General features: G+C 72.2%; 17 protein-coding genes and 1 other RNA gene. 14 read left to right on the top strand and 4 right to left on the bottom strand.

Going from position 1 to position 21,200, the window contains the following annotated elements; all coding sequences use genetic code 11:
• The first annotated feature begins 319 nt into the window (after window positions 1-319).
• From ACFQ9Z_RS25600 to ACFQ9Z_RS25585, 4 genes are all read left to right on the top strand, one after another.
• On the top strand, window positions 320-2,008 hold the full coding sequence (locus tag ACFQ9Z_RS25600) for a serine/threonine-protein kinase (protein WP_383022974.1): 1,689 nt from the start codon (window positions 320-322) through the stop codon (window positions 2,006-2,008).
• A 111-nt stretch (window positions 2,009-2,119) separates the two neighbouring features.
• A complete protein-coding gene (locus ACFQ9Z_RS25595; protein ID WP_383022972.1) occupies window positions 2,120-3,343 on the top strand; it encodes a serine/threonine-protein kinase in 1,224 nt (407 codons plus the stop codon).
• A 105-nt stretch (window positions 3,344-3,448) separates the two neighbouring features.
• A complete protein-coding gene (prfB, locus tag ACFQ9Z_RS25590; protein WP_383022970.1) occupies window positions 3,449-4,555 on the top strand; it encodes a peptide chain release factor 2 in 1,107 nt (368 codons plus the stop codon).
• 291 nt (window positions 4,556-4,846) lie between these two features.
• Window positions 4,847-5,665 carry a hypothetical protein gene (locus ACFQ9Z_RS25585; RefSeq protein ID WP_383022968.1) on the top strand — a complete coding sequence of 273 codons (819 nt, stop codon included), beginning with the start codon at window positions 4,847-4,849 and terminating at the stop codon, window positions 5,663-5,665.
• A gap of 94 nt (window positions 5,666-5,759) precedes the next feature.
• Here ACFQ9Z_RS25585 and ACFQ9Z_RS25580 read toward each other — a convergent pair whose 3' ends face one another.
• Window positions 5,760-5,951, bottom strand: a complete 192-nt coding sequence (locus ACFQ9Z_RS25580; protein ID WP_143638368.1) for a hypothetical protein — start codon at window positions 5,949-5,951, stop codon at window positions 5,760-5,762.
• A 233-nt stretch (window positions 5,952-6,184) separates the two neighbouring features.
• On the opposite strand from ACFQ9Z_RS25580, the gene ftsE reads away from it, so the two are divergent.
• From ftsE to ssrA, 5 genes are all read left to right on the top strand, one after another.
• The gene (ftsE, locus tag ACFQ9Z_RS25575; RefSeq protein WP_031159396.1) at window positions 6,185-6,874 is read left to right on the top strand and encodes a cell division ATP-binding protein FtsE; all 690 of its coding nucleotides are present in this window, start codon (window positions 6,185-6,187) and stop codon (window positions 6,872-6,874) included.
• Between the two features lie 43 nt (window positions 6,875-6,917).
• On the top strand, window positions 6,918-7,835 hold the full coding sequence (gene ftsX / locus ACFQ9Z_RS25570) for a permease-like cell division protein FtsX (RefSeq protein ID WP_383022965.1): 918 nt from the start codon (window positions 6,918-6,920) through the stop codon (window positions 7,833-7,835).
• Window positions 7,836-7,903: 68 nt separating this feature from the next.
• Window positions 7,904-9,082 carry a S41 family peptidase gene (locus tag ACFQ9Z_RS25565; RefSeq protein ID WP_383022962.1) on the top strand — a complete coding sequence of 393 codons (1,179 nt, stop codon included), beginning with the start codon at window positions 7,904-7,906 and terminating at the stop codon, window positions 9,080-9,082.
• A gap of 57 nt (window positions 9,083-9,139) precedes the next feature.
• The gene (gene smpB, locus ACFQ9Z_RS25560) at window positions 9,140-9,619 is read left to right on the top strand and encodes an SsrA-binding protein SmpB (protein ID WP_143638372.1); all 480 of its coding nucleotides are present in this window, start codon (window positions 9,140-9,142) and stop codon (window positions 9,617-9,619) included.
• A 159-nt stretch (window positions 9,620-9,778) separates the two neighbouring features.
• Window positions 9,779-10,165, top strand: a transfer-messenger RNA (tmRNA) gene (gene ssrA / locus ACFQ9Z_RS25555).
• Window positions 10,166-10,238: 73 nt separating this feature from the next.
• Here the strand turns inward: ssrA and ACFQ9Z_RS25550 are convergent.
• The 3 genes from ACFQ9Z_RS25550 to ACFQ9Z_RS25540 all read right to left on the bottom strand — a co-directional run bounded on the left by ACFQ9Z_RS25550 (window position 10,239) and on the right by ACFQ9Z_RS25540 (window position 13,700).
• Window positions 10,239-11,513, bottom strand: a complete 1,275-nt coding sequence (locus ACFQ9Z_RS25550) for an amidohydrolase (RefSeq protein WP_383022959.1) — start codon at window positions 11,511-11,513, stop codon at window positions 10,239-10,241.
• A gap of 177 nt (window positions 11,514-11,690) precedes the next feature.
• Window positions 11,691-12,359: a trimeric intracellular cation channel family protein gene (locus tag ACFQ9Z_RS25545; RefSeq protein ID WP_383022957.1), complete on the bottom strand. Its 669-nt coding sequence runs from the start codon at window positions 12,357-12,359 to the stop codon at window positions 11,691-11,693.
• A gap of 84 nt (window positions 12,360-12,443) precedes the next feature.
• Window positions 12,444-13,700, bottom strand: a complete 1,257-nt coding sequence (locus ACFQ9Z_RS25540) for an MFS transporter (protein WP_383022955.1) — start codon at window positions 13,698-13,700, stop codon at window positions 12,444-12,446.
• A gap of 97 nt (window positions 13,701-13,797) precedes the next feature.
• On the opposite strand from ACFQ9Z_RS25540, the gene ACFQ9Z_RS25535 reads away from it, so the two are divergent.
• The 5 genes from ACFQ9Z_RS25535 to ACFQ9Z_RS25515 all read left to right on the top strand — a co-directional run bounded on the left by ACFQ9Z_RS25535 (window position 13,798) and on the right by ACFQ9Z_RS25515 (window position 21,141).
• Complete coding sequence (locus tag ACFQ9Z_RS25535) at window positions 13,798-14,766, top strand: LysR family transcriptional regulator (RefSeq protein ID WP_383022953.1); 969 nt, start codon at window positions 13,798-13,800, stop codon at window positions 14,764-14,766.
• A 228-nt stretch (window positions 14,767-14,994) separates the two neighbouring features.
• A complete protein-coding gene (locus ACFQ9Z_RS25530) occupies window positions 14,995-16,014 on the top strand; it encodes a hypothetical protein (RefSeq protein ID WP_383022950.1) in 1,020 nt (339 codons plus the stop codon).
• Between the two features lie 16 nt (window positions 16,015-16,030).
• Window positions 16,031-18,208: a glycosyltransferase gene (locus tag ACFQ9Z_RS25525; protein WP_383022948.1), complete on the top strand. Its 2,178-nt coding sequence runs from the start codon at window positions 16,031-16,033 to the stop codon at window positions 18,206-18,208.
• A 149-nt stretch (window positions 18,209-18,357) separates the two neighbouring features.
• A complete protein-coding gene (locus tag ACFQ9Z_RS25520; protein ID WP_383022946.1) occupies window positions 18,358-19,575 on the top strand; it encodes an acyltransferase in 1,218 nt (405 codons plus the stop codon).
• 195 nt (window positions 19,576-19,770) lie between these two features.
• On the top strand, window positions 19,771-21,141 hold the full coding sequence (locus ACFQ9Z_RS25515; RefSeq protein ID WP_383022944.1) for a nitrate/nitrite transporter: 1,371 nt from the start codon (window positions 19,771-19,773) through the stop codon (window positions 21,139-21,141).
• Window positions 21,142-21,200: the final 59 nt, after the last annotated feature.

The following is a 21,200-nucleotide window of genomic DNA, read 5'->3' as shown; positions in this document are numbered from 1 at the left end:
CATCCTCGCACCTGTCACTGACAACGTGCCCACGACCCGGTGCCAAGTGATCTTGAATGGTCAGCTCTGCCCCTAAAAGTGCCTGACCAGTGGTGCGCCGACGATCAGTTGAGATCGGTCACGTGCGGCGCCCGGCAACCAGGAGACCGGGGCGAGCGTCTTCCCCCGAAACCGGAACCCACCGGCCCGAAGCCCGACGGGCGAGGTCCGGGCGGACCGGCGAACATCGTCGGGAACGCTTACGTAGTGCCCAGTGGACCGGCACTACAGTGGGTCGGAATACGGAACACCGGCAAGCAAGCAGCAGGGAGCGCGTGACGTGCGGCCAGTCGGCAGCAAGTACCTGCTCGAGGAGCCGCTCGGACGCGGCGCCACGGGCACCGTCTGGCGTGCCCGCCAGCGCGAGACCGCGGGTGCCGAGGCCGCCGTGCCCGGCCAGCCCGGCGAGACGGTCGCGATCAAGGTCCTCAAGGAGGAGCTGGCGAGCGACCCGGACATCGTGATGCGCTTCCTGCGCGAGCGCTCCGTCCTGCTCAGGCTCACCCACCCGAACATCGTGCGGGTCCGCGACCTGGTCGTCGAGGGCGATCTGCTGGCCCTCGTCATGGACCTCGTCGACGGTCCGGACCTGCACCGCTACCTGCGCGAGAACGGCCCCTTCACGCCGGTCGCCGCGGCGCTGATGACCGCGCAGATCGCCGACGCCCTCGCCGCCAGCCACGCCGACGGCGTGGTCCACCGCGACCTGAAGCCCGCCAACGTGCTGCTCCAGCAGTACAACGGCCGGATGCACCCGATGCTGACCGACTTCGGCATCGCCCGCCTCGCCGACTCCCCGGGCCTGACCCGCACCCACGAGTTCGTCGGCACGCCCGCGTACGTCGCGCCGGAGTCCGCCGAGGGCCGCCCGCAGACCTCCGCCGTCGACATCTACGGCGCCGGCATCCTGCTGTACGAACTGGTCACCGGCCGTCCGCCGTTCTCCGGGGGCACCGCCCTCGAGGTGCTGCACCAGCACCTGAGCGCCGAACCGCGCCGCCCCTCCACCGTCCCGGACCCGCTGTGGACGGTCATAGAGCGCTGCCTGCGCAAGAACCCCGACGAGCGGCCCAGTGCGGAGAACCTCGCGCGCGGGCTTCGGGTCGTGGCCGAGGGCGTCGGCGTGCACGCGAACTCCGCGCAGATCGCCGCCGCCGAGGGCGTGGGCGCCCTGCTCGCCCCCGACCCGGCCCCGGCCGCCGTCCCGGGGGCGCCCGGCGCCGCCGACCCCACCCAGGTGCTGCCCACCAACGCGCCCCAGGGGGCGTACGACCCCAACGCCGCGACCAGCGTGCTGCCGCACACCGGCGGCCCGGCCGGCGCCGCCGACCCCACCGCCGTGCTGCCGAACACCGGCGCCGCCGACCCGACGGCGGTGCTGCCGAGCACCGGCCCGCAGGGCGGGCAGCCCGACCAGCCGCACCCCTGGCAGAACCAGCTGCGGGCCGCCCGGGACCGCAACGAGCAGACGCAGGTCCAGTACCTCGACCCGGACGAGGACCCGCTGCGCCGCCGCCCCCAGCGGCAGGTGGCCCGGCCGCAGCAGCAGCCGCGCCAGGCCCCGCAGGGGCGCCCGCAGCAGCCGCAGCCGCGCGGCCGGCAGCAGCCGCACGCCGCGTACGGCTACCCGGACCAGCAGCCCCAGCAGTACGCCCCGCAGCGGCAGCCGCAGCGCCAGCCGCAGCGGTACGCGCCCCCCGCCCCGGAGCCGCAGCGGCCCGCGCGCGAGCCCCGGGCGCCGCGGCAGCGCAGCGCCAACCCGATGAAGATCCCCGGGCTCGGCTGCCTGAAGGGCTGCCTGTTCACCATCGTCATCCTGGTCGTCGCGAGCTGGCTGGTCTGGGAGCTGACCCCGCTGCACAGCTGGGTCGGCCAGGGCCGGGGCTACTGGCAGCAGCTCAGCGACTGGGCCGGTCAGGTGGGCGACTGGGTCAAGCAGCTCGACGGCTCCTCCGGAAGCGGCAACTGAACGCGAGTTTGGGAATTTGTCGACATCCGGCGGGTGATTTCCGCCCCGGCGGTGAAGGTTGGCTCCTCCGGCGCGTAGTTTTGAGGACAACACGCGTCGGTAGGAGCAGTCTTGGCACGGAAGATCGGCAGCCGGTACACCGCCAACCAGATCCTGGGGCGGGGCAGCGCCGGCACGGTGTGGCTGGGTGAGGGACCGGAGGGGCCCGTCGCGATCAAGCTGCTGCGCGAGGACCTCGCGTCCGACCAGGAGCTCGTCGGGCGCTTCGTGCAGGAGCGCACCGCGCTGCTCGGCCTCGAGCACCCGCACATCGTCTCCGTGCGCGACCTGGTGGTCGACGGCAACGACCTGGCCCTGGTGATGGACCTGGTGCGCGGCACCGACCTGCGCACCCGTCTGGAGCGCGAGCGGCGGCTCGCGCCCGAGTCGGCCGTGGCGATCGTCGCGGACGTCGCCGACGGGCTCGCCGCGGCCCACGCGGCCGGGATCGTGCACCGGGACGTCAAGCCCGAGAACATCCTGCTGGACATGCAGGGCCCGCTCGGCCCCGGCGGGTCCCACCCGGCGCTGCTCACCGACTTCGGGGTGGCCAAGCTGATCGACTCCCCGAAGCGGACCCGCGCCACGAAGATCATCGGCACCCCGGACTACCTGGCCCCGGAGATCGTCGAGGGCCTGCCCCCGCGGGCCGCCGTGGACATCTACGCGCTCGCCACGGTCCTCTACGAACTCCTCGCCGGTTTCACGCCGTTCGGGGGCGGCCACCCCGGCGCGGTGCTGCGCCGGCACGTCACCGAGACCGTCGTACCGCTGCCCGGCATCCCCGAGGAGCTGTGGCAGCTCCTCGTGCAGTGCCTGGCCAAGGCGCCCGCCTCCCGGCTGCGCGCCTCGGAGCTCGCGGCACGCCTGCGGGAGCAGCTCCCCCTGCTGGCCGGGATGCCCCCGCTGGACGTGGACGAGCCGGACGCCGAGTCCGCCGAGGATGCCGAGGACCCGGTCGTGCGGGACCCGGCCGGCGGCGAGCCGGTGCGGCGGCGCGGCGCGGTGTCCCTGGTGCCCGGCGCCAGACCCGACTCCAACCGGGACACCCACACCTCGATGCGGGTGCCGGCCCCGGACGAGCTGGCCGGCGGGGCGCACGGCACGGCCCGGGTCCCGCGCGCGACGGGCGCGCCGCGCCCTGGCTCGGCCCGGCACCGGGCGGCGGTGCGGCGGCGCCGGATCACCCTGGGCGTGGCGGGGGTGGTGCTCGCCGCGGCCGTCGGCGTGGGGGCGTGGGCGGCGACGTCGGGAGACGAGCCGCCCGCGGGCACCCACAGCACGTCGACGCCCTGACCGCCGGGCGGCGGGGCACCGGCGGGGCACGGGCGGCGCCCGTGTCCGCGTGCTCCGCCGAGCCGCCCTGCCCTGGCCGCTCGGCGGAGCCGTTACGCTGGATGCGTGGCAGTCGTCGATGTATCCGAAGAGCTGAAGTCCCTCTCCTCGACCATGGAGTCGATCGAGGCCGTCCTGGACCTCGACAGGATGAGGGCAGACATCGCCGTGCTCGAGGAGCAGGCGGCCGCGCCGTCCCTGTGGGACAACCCGGACGAGGCGCAGAAGATCACCAGCAAGCTCTCCCACCTCCAGGCCGAGGTCAGGAAGGCGGAGGGGCTGCGCGGCAGGATCGACGATCTCGCCGTCCTCTTCGAGATGGCCGAGGAGGAGGACGACCCGGACACCCGCGCCGAGGCCGAGTCCGAGCTGACCGCCGTCCGCAAGGCGCTGGACGAGATGGAGGTCCGGACGCTGCTCAGCGGCGAGTACGACGCCCGTGAGGCGCTCGTCAACATCCGCGCCGAGGCCGGCGGCGTCGACGCCGCCGACTTCGCCGAGAAGCTCCAGCGCATGTACCTGCGCTGGGCCGAGCAGCGCGGCTACAAGACCGAGATCTACGAGACGTCGTACGCGGAGGAGGCGGGCATCAAGTCCACCACCTTCGCAGTGCAGGCGCCGTACGCCTACGGCACCCTCTCCGTCGAGCAGGGCACCCACCGCCTGGTGCGCATCTCGCCCTACGACAACCAGGGCCGCCGCCAGACCTCCTTCGCCGGTGTCGAGGTGCTCCCCGTCGTGGAGCAGTCCGACCACGTCGAGATCGACGAGTCCGAGCTGCGGATCGACGTCTACCGCTCCTCCGGGCCCGGCGGCCAGGGCGTGAACACGACCGACTCCGCGGTCCGCATCACCCACCTCCCCACCGGCATCGTGGTCTCCTGCCAGAACGAGCGCTCGCAGATCCAGAACAAGGCCACCGCGATGAACGTCCTCCAGGCGAAGCTGCTGGAGCGGCGCCGGCAGGAGGAGCAGGCCAAGATGGACGCCCTCAAGGGCGACGGCGGCAACTCCTGGGGCAACCAGATGCGTTCCTACGTGCTGCACCCGTACCAGATGGTCAAGGACCTGCGCACCGAGCACGAGGTCGGCAACCCCGAGGCCGTCTTCAACGGCGAGATCGACGGGTTCCTGGAGGCCGGCATTCGCTGGCGCAAGCAGGGGGAGAAGTAGTCTTGTCGACATGACAACTGCCGTCCCTAGGGCGGCAGTTGTCATTTGTCTGGGTTTTACATCACACTCACAGGTTCCAAGTCGCGGCAAACGCCGCCCGGTCGGACATTGCGCCCGCAAACGGCCTTGACGGCGCCTTGAAAAATCGCGAGGGTGAAACGCGGCATGCGTATCTCTGGGGCGCATGTGAACCGGGGGAATTGACGCAGATCTCGTCACGGCTGCCTCCGTCGATCACGGCACGCCCCACGCGCCGCCTCATTGACGACAGCTACTGGGGGTAGCAACCACATGACGAAGAAGACGCGGATCCGGGTCGCGCGGATAGCCGCCGGCGCCGTGATCGCGGCCGGCGCCTCACTGACCGCCGCGGGCGCCGCCTCCGCCCTGGACCTCGGAGTCCAGGCGGGGCCGCTCACGCTGGGTGTGAGCACTGAGGGTGAGAGCGACGGGGGCACGGCAGACGGTGGTACCGCAGACGGTGGCACGACCACCGACGGTGGTGCCAGTGTCGGTGTGTCCGAAGGTGGTGACGGTGGCACCGTCACCATCGGTGGCACGACGTCGGACGGCGGCACCACCGATGGCGGCACCACCACGGACGGTGGCACCACCGACGGCGGCACCACCATCGGTGGCACTGTCACCATCGGTGGCACGACGTCGGACGGCGGCACCACGGACGGTGGCACCACGACGGACGGTGGGACCACCACAACCGGCGGTGACGACAGCACCGGTGGCAATGGCAACTCGGGTGGCAACGGCACAGGCGGCGGCCACGGCAACTCGGGTGGCAACGGCAACGGTGGCGGCAACTCCACCGGCGGCAACGGCGGTGGCTCCAGCAGCACCGGCGGTGACGGTTCCACCGGCGGCAGCGCGCCCCAGGGCGGCGGCAACGACAACGCCGCCCAGGAGGAGGGCTCCTCCGCCCTCACGGACACGGGCTCGGACACCACGGCCCAGGGCGGCGACAAGCAGCTCGCCGAGACCGGTGCCGGACAGACCGCGTTCCTGCTGGTCGGCGCCGCGACGATGATCGCCGGCGGCATCGGCTTCCGCTTCCTGCCGCGGCTCGTGAACGGCCGGGGCGGCGCCGCCGCCTGAACGTAGCCGTACGGCGACGTTCCGCGCACAGCGCGCGAGACGAAGGGCCCGGAGCTTCGCGCTCCGGGCCCTTCGGCCGTCTTGTCCGGTCTTCCTACGCTGCCTGGTGGGCGAGCAGCGCGACCGCGGCGATCAGCACCGCGAGCAGCGCGATCAGCGCCATGGGGTTCAGGCCCGCGAAGAAGCCCTCCTGCTGCAGCCGCTCGCGGTTGGCACGGCACACGGGGCACCGGCCCTCACTCACGGGCGACGCGCAGTTCGCGCACACCAACCGGTCGTACGTCATGCGCTCGCCCTCCTTGCGCCGGCCATCACACGTACAACGCACTCGGGAACCAGAACGTTCCCCCCTCCACTGTGCCAGGTTCCCCCACGAGAAGCGCGGGCGCTCTCAGAAGCCCGAATCCGGTCCTGTACAAAAACGCACAAGCCGCAACCAACCGCGACCGGGCCCTGCGCCGGGACTCCCGGTTCGCGTAAGGTCACGCTCATCTACCCCCGGCGACCCGTGGTGCATCCGTGATCCGATTCGACAACGTCTCCAAGGTCTACCCCAAGCAGACCCGCCCAGCTCTCAGGGATGTCTCCCTGGAGGTCGAGAAGGGCGAGTTCGTCTTCCTCGTGGGATCCTCAGGCTCCGGCAAGTCGACCTTCCTGCGGCTCGTCCTGCGTGAGGAGCGGTGCAGCCACGGCCAGGTGCACGTCCTGGGCAAGGACCTCGCGCGCCTCTCCAACTGGAAGGTGCCGCAGATGCGCCGCCAGTTGGGGACGGTGTTCCAGGACTTCCGCCTGCTGCCCAACAAGACCGTCGCCGAGAACGTGGCCTTCGCGCAGGAGGTCATCGGCAAGTCGCGCGGCGAGATCCGCAAGTCCGTGCCGCAGGTGCTCGACCTGGTCGGGCTCGGCGGCAAGGAGGACCGGATGCCGGGTGAACTGTCCGGTGGTGAGCAGCAGCGCGTGGCCATCGCGCGGGCCTTCGTCAACCGGCCCAAGCTGCTGATCGCGGACGAGCCGACCGGCAACCTCGACCCGCAGACCTCCGTCGGCATCATGAAGCTGCTCGACCGCATCAACCGGACGGGCACCACGGTCATCATGGCGACGCACGACCAGAACATCGTGGACCAGATGCGCAAGCGCGTCATCGAGCTGGAGAAGGGCCGCCTCGTCCGCGACCAGGCCCGCGGCGTCTACGGCTACCAGCACTGACCGCCGCCCCAGACACGTCCACGGAAAGGCTAGATCCGACGCCATGCGCGCCCAGTTCGTCCTGTCGGAGATCGGTGTCGGTCTCCGCCGCAACCTGACGATGACCTTCGCCGTCATCGTCTCCGTCGCCCTGTCCCTGGCCCTCTTCGGCGGCTCCCTGCTGATGAGCGACCAGGTGAGCACCATGAAGGGCTACTGGTACGACAAGGTCAACGTCTCGATCTTCCTGTGCAACAAGAGCGACGCGCAGTCGGACGTCAACTGCGCCAAGGGCGCGGTCACCGAGGACCAGAAGAAGCAGATCCGCACCGACCTCGGCAAGATGGCCATCGTCGAGAAGGTGACCTACGAGTCGCAGGACGAGGCGTACAAGCACTACAAGGAGCAGTTCGGCAACTCCCCGCTGGCCGGCTCGCTGACGCCGGACCAGATGCAGGAGTCGTACCGCATCAAGCTCAAGGACCCGCAGAAGTACCAGGTCATCGCCACCGCGTTCAACGGGCGTGACGGAGTGCAGTCGGTGCAGGACCAGAAGGGCATCCTGGACAACCTCTTCCAGTTGCTGAACCTGATGAACCGGGCCGCGCTCGGCGTGATGGCGCTGATGCTGCTCGTCGCGCTGCTGCTGATCGTCAACACCGTGCGCGTGTCGGCGTTCAGCCGTCGGCGTGAGACCGGGATCATGCGCCTCGTCGGCGCCTCGGGCTTCTACATCCAGGCGCCGTTCATCATGGAGGCCGCGGTCGCCGGGCTCATCGGCGGCGGCCTCGCCTGCGTCTTCCTGATCGTCGGGCGGTACTTCACCATCGACCACGGCATGGCCCTGTCCAACAAGCTCACGCTGATCAACTTCGTCGGCTGGGACGCGGTGTTGACCAAGCTGCCGCTGATCCTCGCCACCAGTGTGCTGATGCCCGCTCTGGCGGCGTTCTTCGCGTTGCGCAAGTACCTGAAGGTGTGACGCATCCCAAGAGGGCCGTACGGGCTTCCGTCCGTACGGCCCTTGGCAGTTGTCCTAGACTCGCCGCCATGTCAGGCCGTGACCCGCTCTGTCAGCCCCGCCGCACCGGCCGTGGGGCCGCCCTGGCATTGGTCTTCGCCTGCGCCCTCGTCGCCGGCGCCGCCACCGGCTCCTTCCCGGACCCCGGCCACGGCGCCCGGTCCGGCCCCAAGTCCGCGTCGGCGCCCGCGCCTTCGGCCACCCGTCACGAGGCCGTACGGCGGGCCGCGGCCAAGGCGATGGCCGACGGCAAGTCGCCCATGGAGGCCGCCGAGCGGGCCGTCAGCCGCAGCGGGGACCGCTGGGGGGCCGTCTACTCCGAGAACGAGTACCAGGAGTTCCAGGAGGCCCTGGACGGCCAGTACACGGGCACCGGGCTGTTCGCGCGGGCCGAGCCGGACGGCCGGATCGAGGTGACCCGGGTGCAGCCCGGATCGCCCGCGGCCGGCGCCGGGATCCGCAAGGGCGACCGGCTGCGCAGTGTCGACGGCACGGACGTGGCCGGGCGGCCGGTCACCGACGTGGTCTCGTTGCTGCGCGGCGACGCCGAGGACGCGGCCGCCGGTACGACCGTGAAGCTCGGCCTCCAGCGCGGCGCGCGCGCGTGGACCGAGACCCTGCGCCGGGCCAGGCTGTCCACGGACCCGGTGACCGTACGCGAGCTGCCCGGCAGGGTCACCGTCATCAAGGTCGCCGCCTTCACCAAGGGCTCCGGCGACACCGTGCGCGCCGCGGTGCGCCGGGCCCCGGCCGGCGCCGGCGTCGTCCTCGACCTGCGGGGGAACTCCGGCGGCCTCGTCACCGAATCCGTGGAGACCGCCTCCGCCTTCCTCGACGGCGGACTGGTCGCCACCTACGACGTCGACGGCGCCCAGCGCGCTCTGCACGCCGACACCGGCGGCGACACCACCCGGCCCCTGGTCACCCTGGTCGACGGCGGCACGATGAGCGCGGCCGAGATGCTTACGGGCGCCCTGCAGGACCGGGGCCGCGCGGTGGTGATCGGCACCCGCACCTTCGGCAAGGGCTCCGTCCAGATGCCCACCGAGCTGCCCGACGGCTCGGTGGCCGAGCTGACCGTGGGCCACTACCGCACCCCCGCCGGCCGCGCGGTGGACGGCCGGGGCATCACCCCCGACCTGGAGGCGGGGCCGCAGGCGCTGCGGCGGGCCGAGACGGTCCTGGGCGGCCTCGGGGATCCCTCGTAGCCCCTGCGTAATGCGCTTCCCCCGCACCCCCTCCATGGTGCGAAAATGGTCGGCACTATGGCTAAGGAAAAAGGGCGCAAGCTGATCGCGCAGAACAAGAAGGCGCGGCACGACTACCTCATCCTCGACACGTACGAGGCCGGTCTCGTGCTGATGGGCACCGAGGTGAAGTCGCTGCGCCAGGGGCGGGCCTCGCTGGTCGACGGGTTCGTGCAACTGGACGGTCACGAAGCGTGGCTGCACAACGTGCACGTACCCGAGTACAGCCAGGGCACCTGGACCAACCACAGCGCCCGGCGCAAGCGGAAGCTGCTGCTGCACCGCGACGAGATCGACAAGCTGGAGGCGAAGTCCCAGGAGACGGGCCACACCATCGTGCCCCTCGCCCTGTACTTCAAGGACGGCCGCGCCAAGGTCGAGATCGCGCTGGCGAAGGGCAAGAAGGAGTACGACAAGCGCCAGACCCTGCGCGAGAAGCAGGACCGGCGCGAGGCGGACCGTGCGATGTCGGCCGTCCGGCGCAAGCAGCGGGCCTAGCCGCCGGACCGGCGCGACCGGCGCGACCGGCGCGACCGGCGCGACCGGCGGGACCGGCGGGAATAGGCTGGCACCGACCCGCGTTGGTCACGTACGATGGCACAGCACCCCATGGAGGGTGCGAGCCCCCCTCTCCGGAGGGGATTGAAAAATCAACATGGGGATGATCGGTTTCGACAGCGGATGTCGAAGCAGGGGAAGCGTGTCGAGGAAGCGGCCATGATCTCGTAAACCACAGGCCGAAAAAAATAATCGCCAATACCAAGCGCGATTCCTCCCACTTCGCTCTCGCTGCCTGATAAGCAGCTAGCGAAGCTCTCACGGGAGTGTCAGCCCGGGCTTGTTCCCGTCCCGGATCCTGGCATCAGCTAGGGGACTAAACCTTGATCCCGGTCACGGGGTGAAGAGGGAAACCAAACAGTGACTGGGCCCGTCGGCGACTTGTTCGCGTGATCGCCGGGGCCGAGAAAAGCGAAGCGGACTGCACACGGAGAAGCCCTGGTTCCGCACCGTTGGACGCGGGTTCGATTCCCGCCATCTCCACTCATCCCATGTAGGCAAGGCCCTGTCGCTCCCGAGCGGCGGGGCCTTCGTCGTTCCGCTCGCACGGTCCGGGAACTCACCCGCCGTCCCGTGCCGCCAGCCGGCTCAGCGTGGCCGTGACCAGGGCCCGTACGCCCGTGTCCAAGGTGGGCTGGAGGAGCGGCGCGAACCGGGAGCTGTGGTTGACCGGGATGTCCCGCGCCACCGTGCCGCTCCGCCGGGCCGCCTCGTAGGCGTCCGGGTCGACGCAGCCGAGGGCCCAGTAGGTGTACGGGACGCCGAACGCGTCCGGGATGCGGCTGAAGTCCTCGCTGGCGCTCTGCAGTTCGGCCGTGCCCGCGTGCTCCCCGAAGACCTCGGCGAAAGCCGCGGCCACCTCGCGGGTCGCCGCCGCGTCGTTGACGGTCGGCGGGAAGCGGGTGCCCTCCTCCACCTCGGGCTCGCGGTCCGCTCCGGAGGCGGCGCACTCGGCCGTCACGATCCGGCGCACCGCGGCCAGGACGGCCCGGCGGGTCTCCTCGTCGTAGGTGCGCACGTTCAGCAGCAGCTCCGCCGACTCGGGGATGACGTTGCCGCTCGTGCCCGCCTGCACGGAGCCCACCGTGAGCACCGCCGGCCGGGTGGCGGCCAGCTCGCGCGAGACGATCGTCTGGAGCCGCACGACGATCATCGACGCCATCACCACCGGGTCGATCGCGGCCTGCGGCGCCGAGCCGTGGGCGCCCCTGCCGTGGACGGTGACGCGGATGTTGTCCGCCGCCGACAGGAACGACCCGGCGCGGGTGCCGACCCGTCCCGCCGGATAGGGCAGCACATGCTGGGCGAACGCGACGTCCGGCCGTGGCACGAGGTCGGCGAGGCCGTCGGCGAGCATTCGGTCGGCGCCGTCGCCGGGCTCCTCGGCCGGCTGGAACAGGGCCACCAGCGTTCCCCGCCACGCGTCCCGGGCGCCCGCCAGCAGCCGGGCCGCGCCCAGCAGACAGGTGACGTGCATGTCGTGGCCGCAGGCGTGCGCCACCGGCACCTCCCGGCCGGAGGCGTCTTTGCCGACGGCCTTGCTGGCGTACGGAAGACCGGTCTCCTCGCGCACGGCCAGCGCGTCCATGTCGGCGCGCAGCAGCACCGTCGGCCCGTCCCCGTTGGCCAGTACGCCGACCACGCCGGTGCCGCCGACCCCGTCGTGCACCTGGAAACCGCAGCTCCCCAGGCGTTCCGCCACCCGGGTCGCCGTCCGGTGCTCCTGGTGGCCCAGCTCCGGGTGGGCGTGCAGGTCCTCGTAGAAGCCCTCCAGCTCGGGCCGGATGCCGCCGAGCCCGGCTACGACCTCGTCCACGCGGTCCTTGAGGCTCATGGCGGTGTGGTGCTCCTCTTCCTCGATGGCCTCGATGGGTGACGCCTCCCGCCCTTCCCCCCGCCCGTTCCCCTTCGGCCCATCCACCCTGGGCCGTCCCCTTCGGCCCGTTCCCCCTCGGCCCGTCCCCTTCAGCCCGGCTCTCGCCCCCGCCGCCCGGTCTCCGGCGCGTCCGGGTCACGAGCCGCGGCCGCGCGAGGCCTGCGGCCGCCAGTCGCGGCTGCCCGGCAGCTGCCAGCCCCGGGTCAGCGCGGCCAGCCGCAGCGAGACGCCCAGCACGATCCCGGCCAGGATGCCGACGGTGGGTACGCCGAGCCGGCTGCACAGGACCATCACCCCGCTCACCAGCACGGCGACGGTCGCGTACAGCGGGTTGCCGCCGAAGATGGCGGGGGTGCGGGCCAGCAGCAGGTCCCGGATGGCGCCGCCGCCCACCGCCGTGATCGTGCCCAGCAGCACGGCCGGCAGCCAGCCGAGACCGACGGAGAGGGTCTTCTGCGCCCCGGCGATCGCCCAGACGCTCAGCGCCACGGCGTCGAGCATGTTGAAGGCCCAGCCGGAGGTGTGACGGCTCAGGTCGGCCATGAAGGCCAGCAGGGTCCCTGCGGTGGCGACGGTGAGGTAGCTGTAGTCCGTCAGGGCGACGGGCGTCCCGTGCTGCAGCAGGGTGTCGCGGAGGATTCCGCCGCCCAGGCCGGAGACGATGCCGATGACCAGGAAGCCGAAGAGGTCCAGCCGGCGGCTGCGCGCCAGCACCCCGCCGAGCGTGCCGTTGGCGAACACCCCGCTCAGGTCCAGCACCCGGGTCACTCCGGTCACGTTCTCCGGTGACAGCCAGCCGGCCACGCATCAGCACCTCCTCCGCCACGCACCGCCGACCCGACCATCGAACCAGCCGGAGCGCCCGCTCGCCCGGTGAGCGTCCGCCTGCTACGCCGGCGCCCGTCCGGCCGCCTGCGTGCGCCGCTGCGCCACGCCGATGACCAGGGCCAGGGCGGCCGCGGCCGCGGGCACCGCGAAGCCCGTCGCCGGCGGGCCGTGCTCGGCCGCCCAGCCGCCGGTGGCCGAGCCGCAGGCGATGCCGGTGAGCAGGCCGGTGACGACGAGACTCATGCCCTCGTTGAGCCGGCCGGCCGGGGTGCGGGACTGCACCAGGGTCATCGCGGTCACCATCGTCGGCGCCGTCGCCATGCCCGCCACCAGCAGCGCGCCCGCCAGGGCCACGAGGGACCCGGTGGTGGCGGCGGCCAGCCACGGCAGGGTCATCAGGACGGCCATCGCGAGCAGGCAGCGAAGCAGGCCGAGACCGGCCGGCTTCAGGGCCCCGTACAGCAGACCGGCCGCGCACGAGCCCGCCGCCTGCAGCGCGAGCACCAGACCGGCCGCCGCCCGGTGCCCCTGGGCGTCGGCGTACGCGATGGTGACGACCTCCATCGAGCCGAACACCATGCCGGTCGCCACGAAGCAGGCGAGCAGCGCCGGGATCCCCGGGCTGCGCAACGGCGACCGGGCCTTCGAACGGGCCAGCGGCGGTGGCTCGGTCGCCCGCTGCGCGGTGAACAGCAGCATGCCGGCCAGCAGCAGGACGGCTCCGGTGAGCGTGCCCGCCTCCGGGAAGAACGTGCCGGTCAGGAAGGAGGCCAGCACCGGGCCCAGCATGAAGCACAGCTCGTCGGCGGCCTGCTCGAAGGAGTTGGCGGTGTGCAGGGCGGCGGGGTCCTCGCGCAGCAGGTGGGCCCAGCGGGCGCGGGACAGGCCGCCGATGTTGGGGGTGGCGGCGGTGGCCGCGTAGGCGGCGAACAGCGTCCAGTCCGGGGCGTCGTAGCGCACGCACAGCAGCAGGGCGAGGCTGCCCAGCACGGCGGTGAGGGTGGCCGGCACGGCGATCCGGGCCTGCCCGTGCCGGTCGACGAGCCGCGCGACCCACGGCCCGGCCACCCCGGTCGCCGCGAGGCCGACGGCGGTGACGGCGCCGGCGAGCGCGTACGAGCCCCGGGCCCCGGCGATCATCACGACCGCGCTCACGCTGAACATGCCCATCGGCAGCCGCGCGACGAGGTTGCCCGCGGTGAAGGCGAGCGTGCCGGGGCGGGAGAAGAGCCCGCGGTATCCGCGGAGCCGCCCCGTTTCCCTCTCCTCGCGCTGCCCGTGCGGTATCCGGCTCTCTTCGGCGGTCTGTCTCGGCATGGTGCCACGGTGACCCGGAGCGGATCACCCGGTCCAACACCTTCTCGGGGCCGACTCACGCGTCCGCGTTGTGAATCGGCGATGTAGATTCGCCGCCATGCCCGCGCCCGCCGCCATAGAACCGCGCCTGCTGCGCGCCTTCGTCGCCGTCGCCGAGGAGCTGCACTTCACCCGGGCCGCCGCCCGTCTGTACGTGGCGCAGCAGGCGCTGAGCCGGGACGTGCGGCGGCTGGAGCGCGAGCTGGGCGCGGAGTTGTTCGTACGGACCACCCGTCAGGTGACGCTGACCGCGGACGGCGAGCGGCTGCTGCCGCACGCCCGGCGGGTGCTGGCCGCCCAGGACGATCTGCTCGCCGCCTTCGGCCAGGCGAGGCCGCTGCTGGTCGACCTCAACTCCGCCGGCCTGGTCACCGGACGCCGGGTGCTGCACCGGGCCCGAGAACTCGCCCCCGACTGCGAGCTGATGGCCCGCTACGAGAGCGGTCTCACCGGAGCGGCGGCCGAGTTGCTGGCCGGCCGGCTGGACGTCTCCTTCGGGCGCTTCGCCGGCCTCGATCCGGCCCTGCGGTCGGGGCTCGCGCAACAGCCGGTGCGCTACGAGCCGATGGCCGTCGTGCTGCCCGACGACCACAGGCTGGCCGCCCTGCCGGAGGTGCCGCTGGCGGCGCTGGCCGGGGAGACGGTGTACGCCGGGGCGGGCAACCCGCGCACCCGGGAGTGGACCGACCTCGCGCTCCGCCTCTTCGAGGGGCGCGGCATCCGGCTCGCGCCGCCCCTGCCACTGCCGGTCGGCGACGAGGAGTTCGAGCGGATCATGGCCAAGACCCGGAACGCGATCCTGGCCGTGGTGGGCTTCCCGGACATGCCCCGTTCTGTGCTGCGGCCGCTCGTCGACCCGGTCCCGCTCTCGCCCGTGTCCCTTGTCTGGCGCAAAGGGCTGACTCACCCCGGTCTGGCGGCCCTCCGCAGGGCCGCGAGTGACATCGCGCGGGCCGAGGGATGGCTGGGGCACCCCGCCGACCGATGGATTCCAGCCGCAGATGATGATGTGATGAGCGTCCATTAAGCGGCACGTGGCGAACACGGATCCTCCGCATGCGCTACATTCATGGCCCGAGCACGGTGTGGTAAAGGGGGCGCTCGGGCTGGGTGGGGGCCTGGTTCGAACGGCGGGTGCTCGGTGTCGATGCGCACCCGGAACTGTCCCGTGGGGGGATGTGCGCACGTGAAAGAGTGGCGAGAAGACGCCCAACCGGAGTGGCCCGAAACCGCATCCGCGTCCTGGGGTCGCCCGATGACGGGTGGTCACACCCAGGTCCACCCGGAGACCGGAGCCCTCCCCGGCGGCGGCCACGCCCAGGCCGGTCACACGACCGGCGCGGCGTTCCCGTACCCCGGTGCGGCCCCCGGTCCCGGAGCCTCCCCGGCCGCCGGGATACGCCGGGGCGGACGAGCCGCCCCGACCGAGGCCGACGGGACGGCCCTGCTCCCGCGGGCCGACGACCGCGCCGCCCCGCACCTCCGCCACGCCGCGGAGCCCGGCGGGACCTACTCCCACGACCCCGAGCAGACCACGGTGCTGCGCCGGGTGCGGGTCGCCGACCTCGCCGGACCCGGTACGGCCGAGCCCCGGCACACCCCCTGGGAGGAGCCCCTCCCAGGCATCCCCGCGCAGCCCACCGCCGCCGACCCCACGCACGACCCGCACGAGGTCACGGTCCAGATGGACGCCGTCCAGCTCGGCGACATCCGGCTGAACCCGGCCCCGGGCGCCGCGCGCGGCGCCGGCCGCGAGAGCGCCGACGGCCCCGTCTTCGTCGACGAGTCCGGCCGCCGCAGCCGCACCTTCCGCCGCCTCGGCATGCTCGTCGGCCTCGCCTGCGCGGTGTACGCGGTGATCATCGTGGCGACCCTGTTCTCGGGGAGCTCGGACGCGCCGTGGGTCCCGGTGCCCGGCCAGGACGAGAACGCGCCGGCCAGCCAGGTGGACGCCCCGCCGCTGCCCAGCGCCTCGACGGACCCGACGCCGGGGAGCAGCGCCCCCGCCACCTCCGCCGAGTCCCCGGCGGCGCCCGCCGGCACCGTACCGGGCACCGGTTCCACACCGGGTTCCGGCCCGGGCACGTCCGCCGGCACGTCCGCGGGTCCCGCCGCCGGGCAGCCGTCCGCCTCTCCGGTGTCCCCGGCCGGCTCGACCCCAGGCCCCTCCACCCCGGGTACCGGCGCCTCTCCCGGTCCCTCGCACTCCACAGCCGGTGGCAAGGGGCGCGAGGCCCACCGCCCCGTCTTCCCCACCCTGCGTCCGCACCTCTGATCAGCGAAGCCGCCCCATGCCGTCACACTCCCGTCCCCGTTCCTCCCTGCCCAGGCGCAGATGGCTCCCCCTGCGCTATCTGCTGTCCGTCCTGGTCCTGATCGCCACGCTCGCGATGCTCATGCTGCGGGGCTACGTGCACAACGAGATCCTCGCGGACTTCCGCGTGCGGCCCGAGGCGGCCAACGACAAGGTGCCCGAGAAGGTCCTCGACGGCGGCCCGGTCATCGACACCCGGGGCGGACGCACCGGCAGCCTGCGGGTGCCCGACCACCGCATCGTCCTCACCTTCGACGACGGCCCGGATCCGACCTGGACGCCGAAGGTGCTCGACATCCTCAAGAAGCACCACGCGCACGCGGTCTTCTTCGTCACCGGCTCCATGACCTCCCGCTACCCGGAGCTGGTCAAACGCATGGTGGACGAGGGCCACGAGGTGGGCCTGCACACCTTCGACCACCCGGACCTGTCGTACCACTCCGAGCGGCGCATCGACTGGGAGCTGTCCCAGAGCCAGCTCGCGCTGGCCGGAGCGGCCGGCATCCGCAGCTCCCTGTTCCGGCCGCCGTACTCCTCGTTCGCCGACGCCATGGACGACAGGTCCTGGCCGGTGACCAAGTACATAGGCAGCCGCGGCTACCTCACCGTCGTCAACGACACCGACAGCGAGGACTGGCGCCGGCCCGGGGTCGAGGAGATCATCCGCAAGGCCACGCCCAAGGGCGGCAAGGGCGCGATCGTCCTGATGCACGACTCCGGCGGCGAGCGGCACCAGACGATCCAGGCGCTGGACCGGTTCCTGCCCCAACTCCAGTCGAGGGGCTACCGGTTCCAGAACCTCACCGAGGCGCTGGACGCGCCGTACGCCGACACCCCGGTCACCGGCCTGGACCTGTGGAAGGGCAAGGCCTGGATATTCCTGGTGCAGGCGTCGGAGCGGGCCACCGGCGCCCTGGTGGTGTGCCTCGCGGTCATCGGCTCCCTCGTGCTCGCCCGTTTCGGCGGCATGCTGCTGCTGTCCGCGCTGCACGCCCGCCGCACCCGCCGGCGCGGGTTCCGCTGGGGCCCGCACCCCGTCACCGAACCCGTGTCCGTGCTGGTCCCGGCCTACAACGAGGCCAAGTGCATCGAGAACACGGTCCGTTCGCTGATGCGCAGCGAGCACCCCATCGAGGTCCTCGTCGTCGACGACGGGTCCACGGACGGCACGGCCCGCATCGTCGAAGGGCTGGGACTGCCCAACGTACGGGTGATCCGGCAGCTCAACGCGGGCAAGCCCGCCGCTCTCAACCGCGGTATGGCCAACGCCCGTCACGAGCTGATCGTGATGATGGACGGCGACACCGTCTTCGAGCCGGCCACCGTGCGTGAACTGGTGCAGCCCTTCGCCGACCCGCGGGTCGGCGCGGTCGCCGGCAACGCCAAGGTCGGCAACAAGGACACGCTCATCGGCGCCTGGCAGCACATCGAGTACGTGATGGGCTTCAACCTCGACCGCCGCATGTACGACGTCCTGCGCTGCATGCCGACGATCCCGGGCGCGGTCGGCGCCTTCCGCCGCTCGGCGCTGGAACGGGTCGGCGGCATGAGCGACGACACCCTCGCCGAGGACACCGACATCACCATGGCGATGCACCGCGACGGCTGGCACGTGGTGTACGCCGAGAAGGCCCGGGCCTGGACCGAGGCCCCGGAGTCCGTCCAGCAGCTGTGGTCCCAGCGCTACCGCTGGTCGTACGGCACCATGCAGGCGATCTGGAAGCACCGCCGCGCCGTCGTCGAACGGGGTCCTTCCGGGCGGTTCGGCCGGGTCGGCCTGCCCCTGGTGTCCCTGTTCATGGTCGTGGCCCCGCTGCTGGCCCCGCTGATCGACGTCTTCCTCGTCTACGGCCTCGTCTTCGGGCCCACCGAGAAGACGATCGGGGCCTGGTTCGGCGTCCTCGCCGTCCAGGCGGCCTGCGCGGCGTACGCCTTCGTCCTCGACCGCGAACCCCTGACGCCACTGGTCTCGCTGCCCCTGCAGCAGATCCTCTACCGCCAGCTCATGTACGTCGTGCTGCTCCAGTCCTGGATCACGGCGCTCACCGGCGGCCGCCTGCGCTGGCAGAAGCTGCGGCGCAAGGGCGGCGTGTCGGCCCCGCCGACCGTGTCCGCTCCCGGCCCGCCGGTGACGGGCGGGAGGCCGGCCCGATGACGACGCCCCCCTTCGACCTCGGACCGCGGCCGGGCGCCCAGCCGCCGGGGCCCGCCCACGAGCCTCTCGCCACACGGCACCCGTGGGCCGCGGCCCCTCCGCCCGCACCGCCGGCACCGCTCCCGACGACGACCCAGGAAGCCCAGCACGTGACCGTACCCACCCTCCCGTCGGCCACGGACGAGCCGGCCCCGCCCGCCGAGCCCGGGCAGCAGCGGCGCGCCCCGGTGCGCGACCGGTACTTCGACCTGCTGCGCGGGGTCGCGCTCTTCCGGGTCGTCTTCTACCACTTGATGGGCTGGGCCTGGCTGCCGGTCGTGTTCCCGTCCATGGGCGTGATGTTCGCCCTGGCGGGCAACCTCATGGCCCGCTCGCTCAAGCGCCCGGCGGTGCAGGTCGTCCGCAGCCGCCTGCGCCGTCTCCTGCCGCCGCTGTGGCTGCTCGGCGCCATCGGCGTGACCGGCATGGTGCTGCAGGGCTGGAGCCCGGGCGACGACGGCCACCCCGGCTGGTGGTGGCTGCACCTCGGCTTCTGGATCCTGCCGGTGAGCGACCCGCCCTACGCCGAGGGCCTGCGCGGCATCCACGGCATCCTCGGGGAGGACTGGGGATCCGAACTGGCCGGGCCGCTCTGGTACATCCGCGCCTACCTCTGGTACGTCCTGCTGTCCCCGTTCCTGCTGAAAGCGTTGCGGGCGCTGCCCTGGGCGACCATCCTGTCGCCGATCGCGCTCTCCGCGGCCTTCGAGTTCGGCTACCTCGACCTGCCCGGTGAGCGCATCCCCTCGGCCCTCACCGACTTCAGCACCTTCGGCGCCTGCTGGATCCTGGGAATGGCGCACCAGGAAGGCGTCCTGAAGCGCGTTCCGCGCTACATGGTCCCCTCCGTGGCCCCGGCCATCGCGCTCCTGGGCCTGTGGTACGCCCTGACGCACGGCTTCAGACAGGGACACGACCTGGACGACATCCCGTTCGCGCAGTCCCTCTGGTCCTTCGCCACCGTGCTGCTGCTCCTGCACGTCAGCCCGTCCTGGACGGAGTGGCCGCGCTGGCTGCGCCCCTTCGACCGGTTGATCACCCTGCTCAACTCCAGAGCGGTGACGATCTACCTCTGGCACAACCTGTGCATCCTCGTCGCCGCCACCCTGTGGGACCAGTTGTGGCAGTTCGACATGATGTACCTGCACTTCTCGTGGCTGCTGGAGAGCCCCTGGCCGGTCCTGGCGATCACCTGGATGTTCATCGCGAGCTGCATCGTCTGGTTCGGCTGGGTGGAGGACCTCGCCGCCAAGCGCAGACCGCGCCTGTGGCCGGACGGCTCGGCGCCCAGGCGCCGGCGGCCGCGCGACGCGGCGCACCGGACCTGACCGGCCTGTGACCGGCGGCCGGGCCGCACCGGCGCCCGCACGGCCCGGCGCAGGCGCCCTCACGGCCCCCGCGCCGGGCGAGTGAGAGCGAAGTTCCCTGCCGGTCACCCACGGCCACAGCCAGGAAACGCGTCCTCCCTACCTTCGGGACTCATCACCGCGAACCACCGAGTCCCGGAGCACCGTGGAGGCGTCATGACAGGTCCGGCCCCAATCCGTCGCAGCGGTCGCTGGATCGAACGCTGGGACCCCGAGGACGAGGGGTTCTGGCAGGCGACCGGCGAACGGGTCGCCCGGCGGAACCTGTGGTTCTCGGTGCTCGCGGAGCACATCGGGTTCTCGGTCTGGACCCTGTGGTCCGTGCTCGTGCTCTTCATGGGGCCCGAGTACGGACTCACCCCCGCCGACAAGTTCCTGCTCACCTCCGCCGTCACCCTGGTCGGCGCGGTGGCGCGGGTGCCGTACACCTTCGCCGTCGCGGTCTTCGGCGGGCGGAACTGGACGATCATCTCGGCGAGCCTGCTGCTCGTCCCCTCGGCCGCCGCCTTCGCGGTGATGGAACCGGGGACGTCCTTCTCCACCTTCCTGCTGGTCGGACTGCTGGCCGGCATCGGCGGCGGCAACTTCGCCTCCTCCATGACCAACATCAACGCCTTCTTCCCGCTGCGCCGCAAGGGGTGGGCGCTCGGCCTGAACGCCGGGGGCGGCAACATCGGCGTGCCGGTCATCCAGCTCATCGCCCTCGCCATCATCGGGGCGGGCGGCGGGCCGCGGGTGCTGCTCGGCATCTACATCCCGCTGATCGTCGCCGCCGCCGTCCTCGCCGCGCTGTTCATGGACAACCTCGCCTCGGTGAAGAACGACACCGGCGCCGCCCTGGACGCCGCGAAGGACCGCCACACCTGGATCATGTCCTTCCTCTACGTCGGCACCTTCGGCTCGTTCATCGGCTACAGCTTCGCCTTCGGGCAGGTGCTGACCAACCAGTTCGGGCGCACCCCGCTGCAGGCCGCGTACCTCACCTTCATCGGCCCGCTGCTCGGCTCCCTGGTCCGGCCCGTCGGCGGGCGCCTCGCCGACCGGTACGGCGGGGCGCGGATCACCCTGTGGAACTACGTCGGCATGGCCGCCGCCACCGCCGTCCTGGTCGTGGCGAGCATGGCGAAGTCGCTGGCGCTGTTCGTGCCGGTCTTCGTGGTGCTGTTCGTGCTCAGCGGGCTCGGCAACGGGTCGACGTACAAGATGATCCCCGGGATCTTCCAGGCCAAGGCCCTCGCCGGAGGGCTCACGGGCGAGGCGGCCGCGGCCCGTGGACGGCGGCTGTCCGGGGCCTCGATGGGGCTCATCGGGGCCGTCGGCGCGCTCGGCGGCGTCGGCATCAACCTGGCCTTCCGGCAGTCCTTCCTGTCCTACGGCTCCGGCACCGGCGCCTTCGTCGCCTTCCTCGTCTTCTACGGCGTCTGCTTCGCGGTGACCCGCGCCGTATACCTTCGCCGTCCGGCCACCCGGGCCGTATCCACCCTCACCGCCGAGACGAAGCCGCAGCTCAGCTACGCCGAGGTGTGACGTAACACCGCGGACATCGAGCCGAACCGAGCCTGTCACGCGCCGTTGACAGGCTCCTT

The sequence above is a fragment of the Streptomyces sp. NPDC056580 genome, assembly GCF_042793175.1.
In the GTDB taxonomy this organism is placed as follows: Bacteria; Actinomycetota; Actinomycetes; order Streptomycetales; family Streptomycetaceae; genus Streptomyces.
This window is presented reverse-complemented; position numbering and strand designations above follow the sequence as displayed.

Excerpts from the sequence above, each read along its gene's own strand:
- ACFQ9Z_RS25580 (WP_143638368.1), bottom strand. The coding sequence starts at position 5,951 with ATGACGTACGACCGGTTGGTGTGCGCGAACTGCGCGTCGCCCGTGAGT.
- ACFQ9Z_RS25585 (WP_383022968.1), top strand. The coding sequence starts at position 4,847 with ATGACGAAGAAGACGCGGATCCGGGTCGCGCGGATAGCCGCCGGCGCC.
- ACFQ9Z_RS25540 (WP_383022955.1), bottom strand. The coding sequence starts at position 13,700 with ATGCCGAGACAGACCGCCGAAGAGAGCCGGATACCGCACGGGCAGCGC.
- ACFQ9Z_RS25565 (WP_383022962.1), top strand. The coding sequence starts at position 7,904 with ATGTCAGGCCGTGACCCGCTCTGTCAGCCCCGCCGCACCGGCCGTGGG.
- ACFQ9Z_RS25530 (WP_383022950.1), top strand. The coding sequence starts at position 14,995 with ATGACGGGTGGTCACACCCAGGTCCACCCGGAGACCGGAGCCCTCCCC.
- ftsX (WP_383022965.1), top strand. The coding sequence starts at position 6,918 with ATGCGCGCCCAGTTCGTCCTGTCGGAGATCGGTGTCGGTCTCCGCCGC.
- ACFQ9Z_RS25535 (WP_383022953.1), top strand. The coding sequence starts at position 13,798 with ATGCCCGCGCCCGCCGCCATAGAACCGCGCCTGCTGCGCGCCTTCGTC.
- ACFQ9Z_RS25525 (WP_383022948.1), top strand. The coding sequence starts at position 16,031 with ATGCCGTCACACTCCCGTCCCCGTTCCTCCCTGCCCAGGCGCAGATGG.
- ACFQ9Z_RS25515 (WP_383022944.1), top strand. The coding sequence starts at position 19,771 with ATGACAGGTCCGGCCCCAATCCGTCGCAGCGGTCGCTGGATCGAACGC.
- ACFQ9Z_RS25550 (WP_383022959.1), bottom strand. The coding sequence starts at position 11,513 with ATGAGCCTCAAGGACCGCGTGGACGAGGTCGTAGCCGGGCTCGGCGGC.
- smpB (WP_143638372.1), top strand. The coding sequence starts at position 9,140 with ATGGCTAAGGAAAAAGGGCGCAAGCTGATCGCGCAGAACAAGAAGGCG.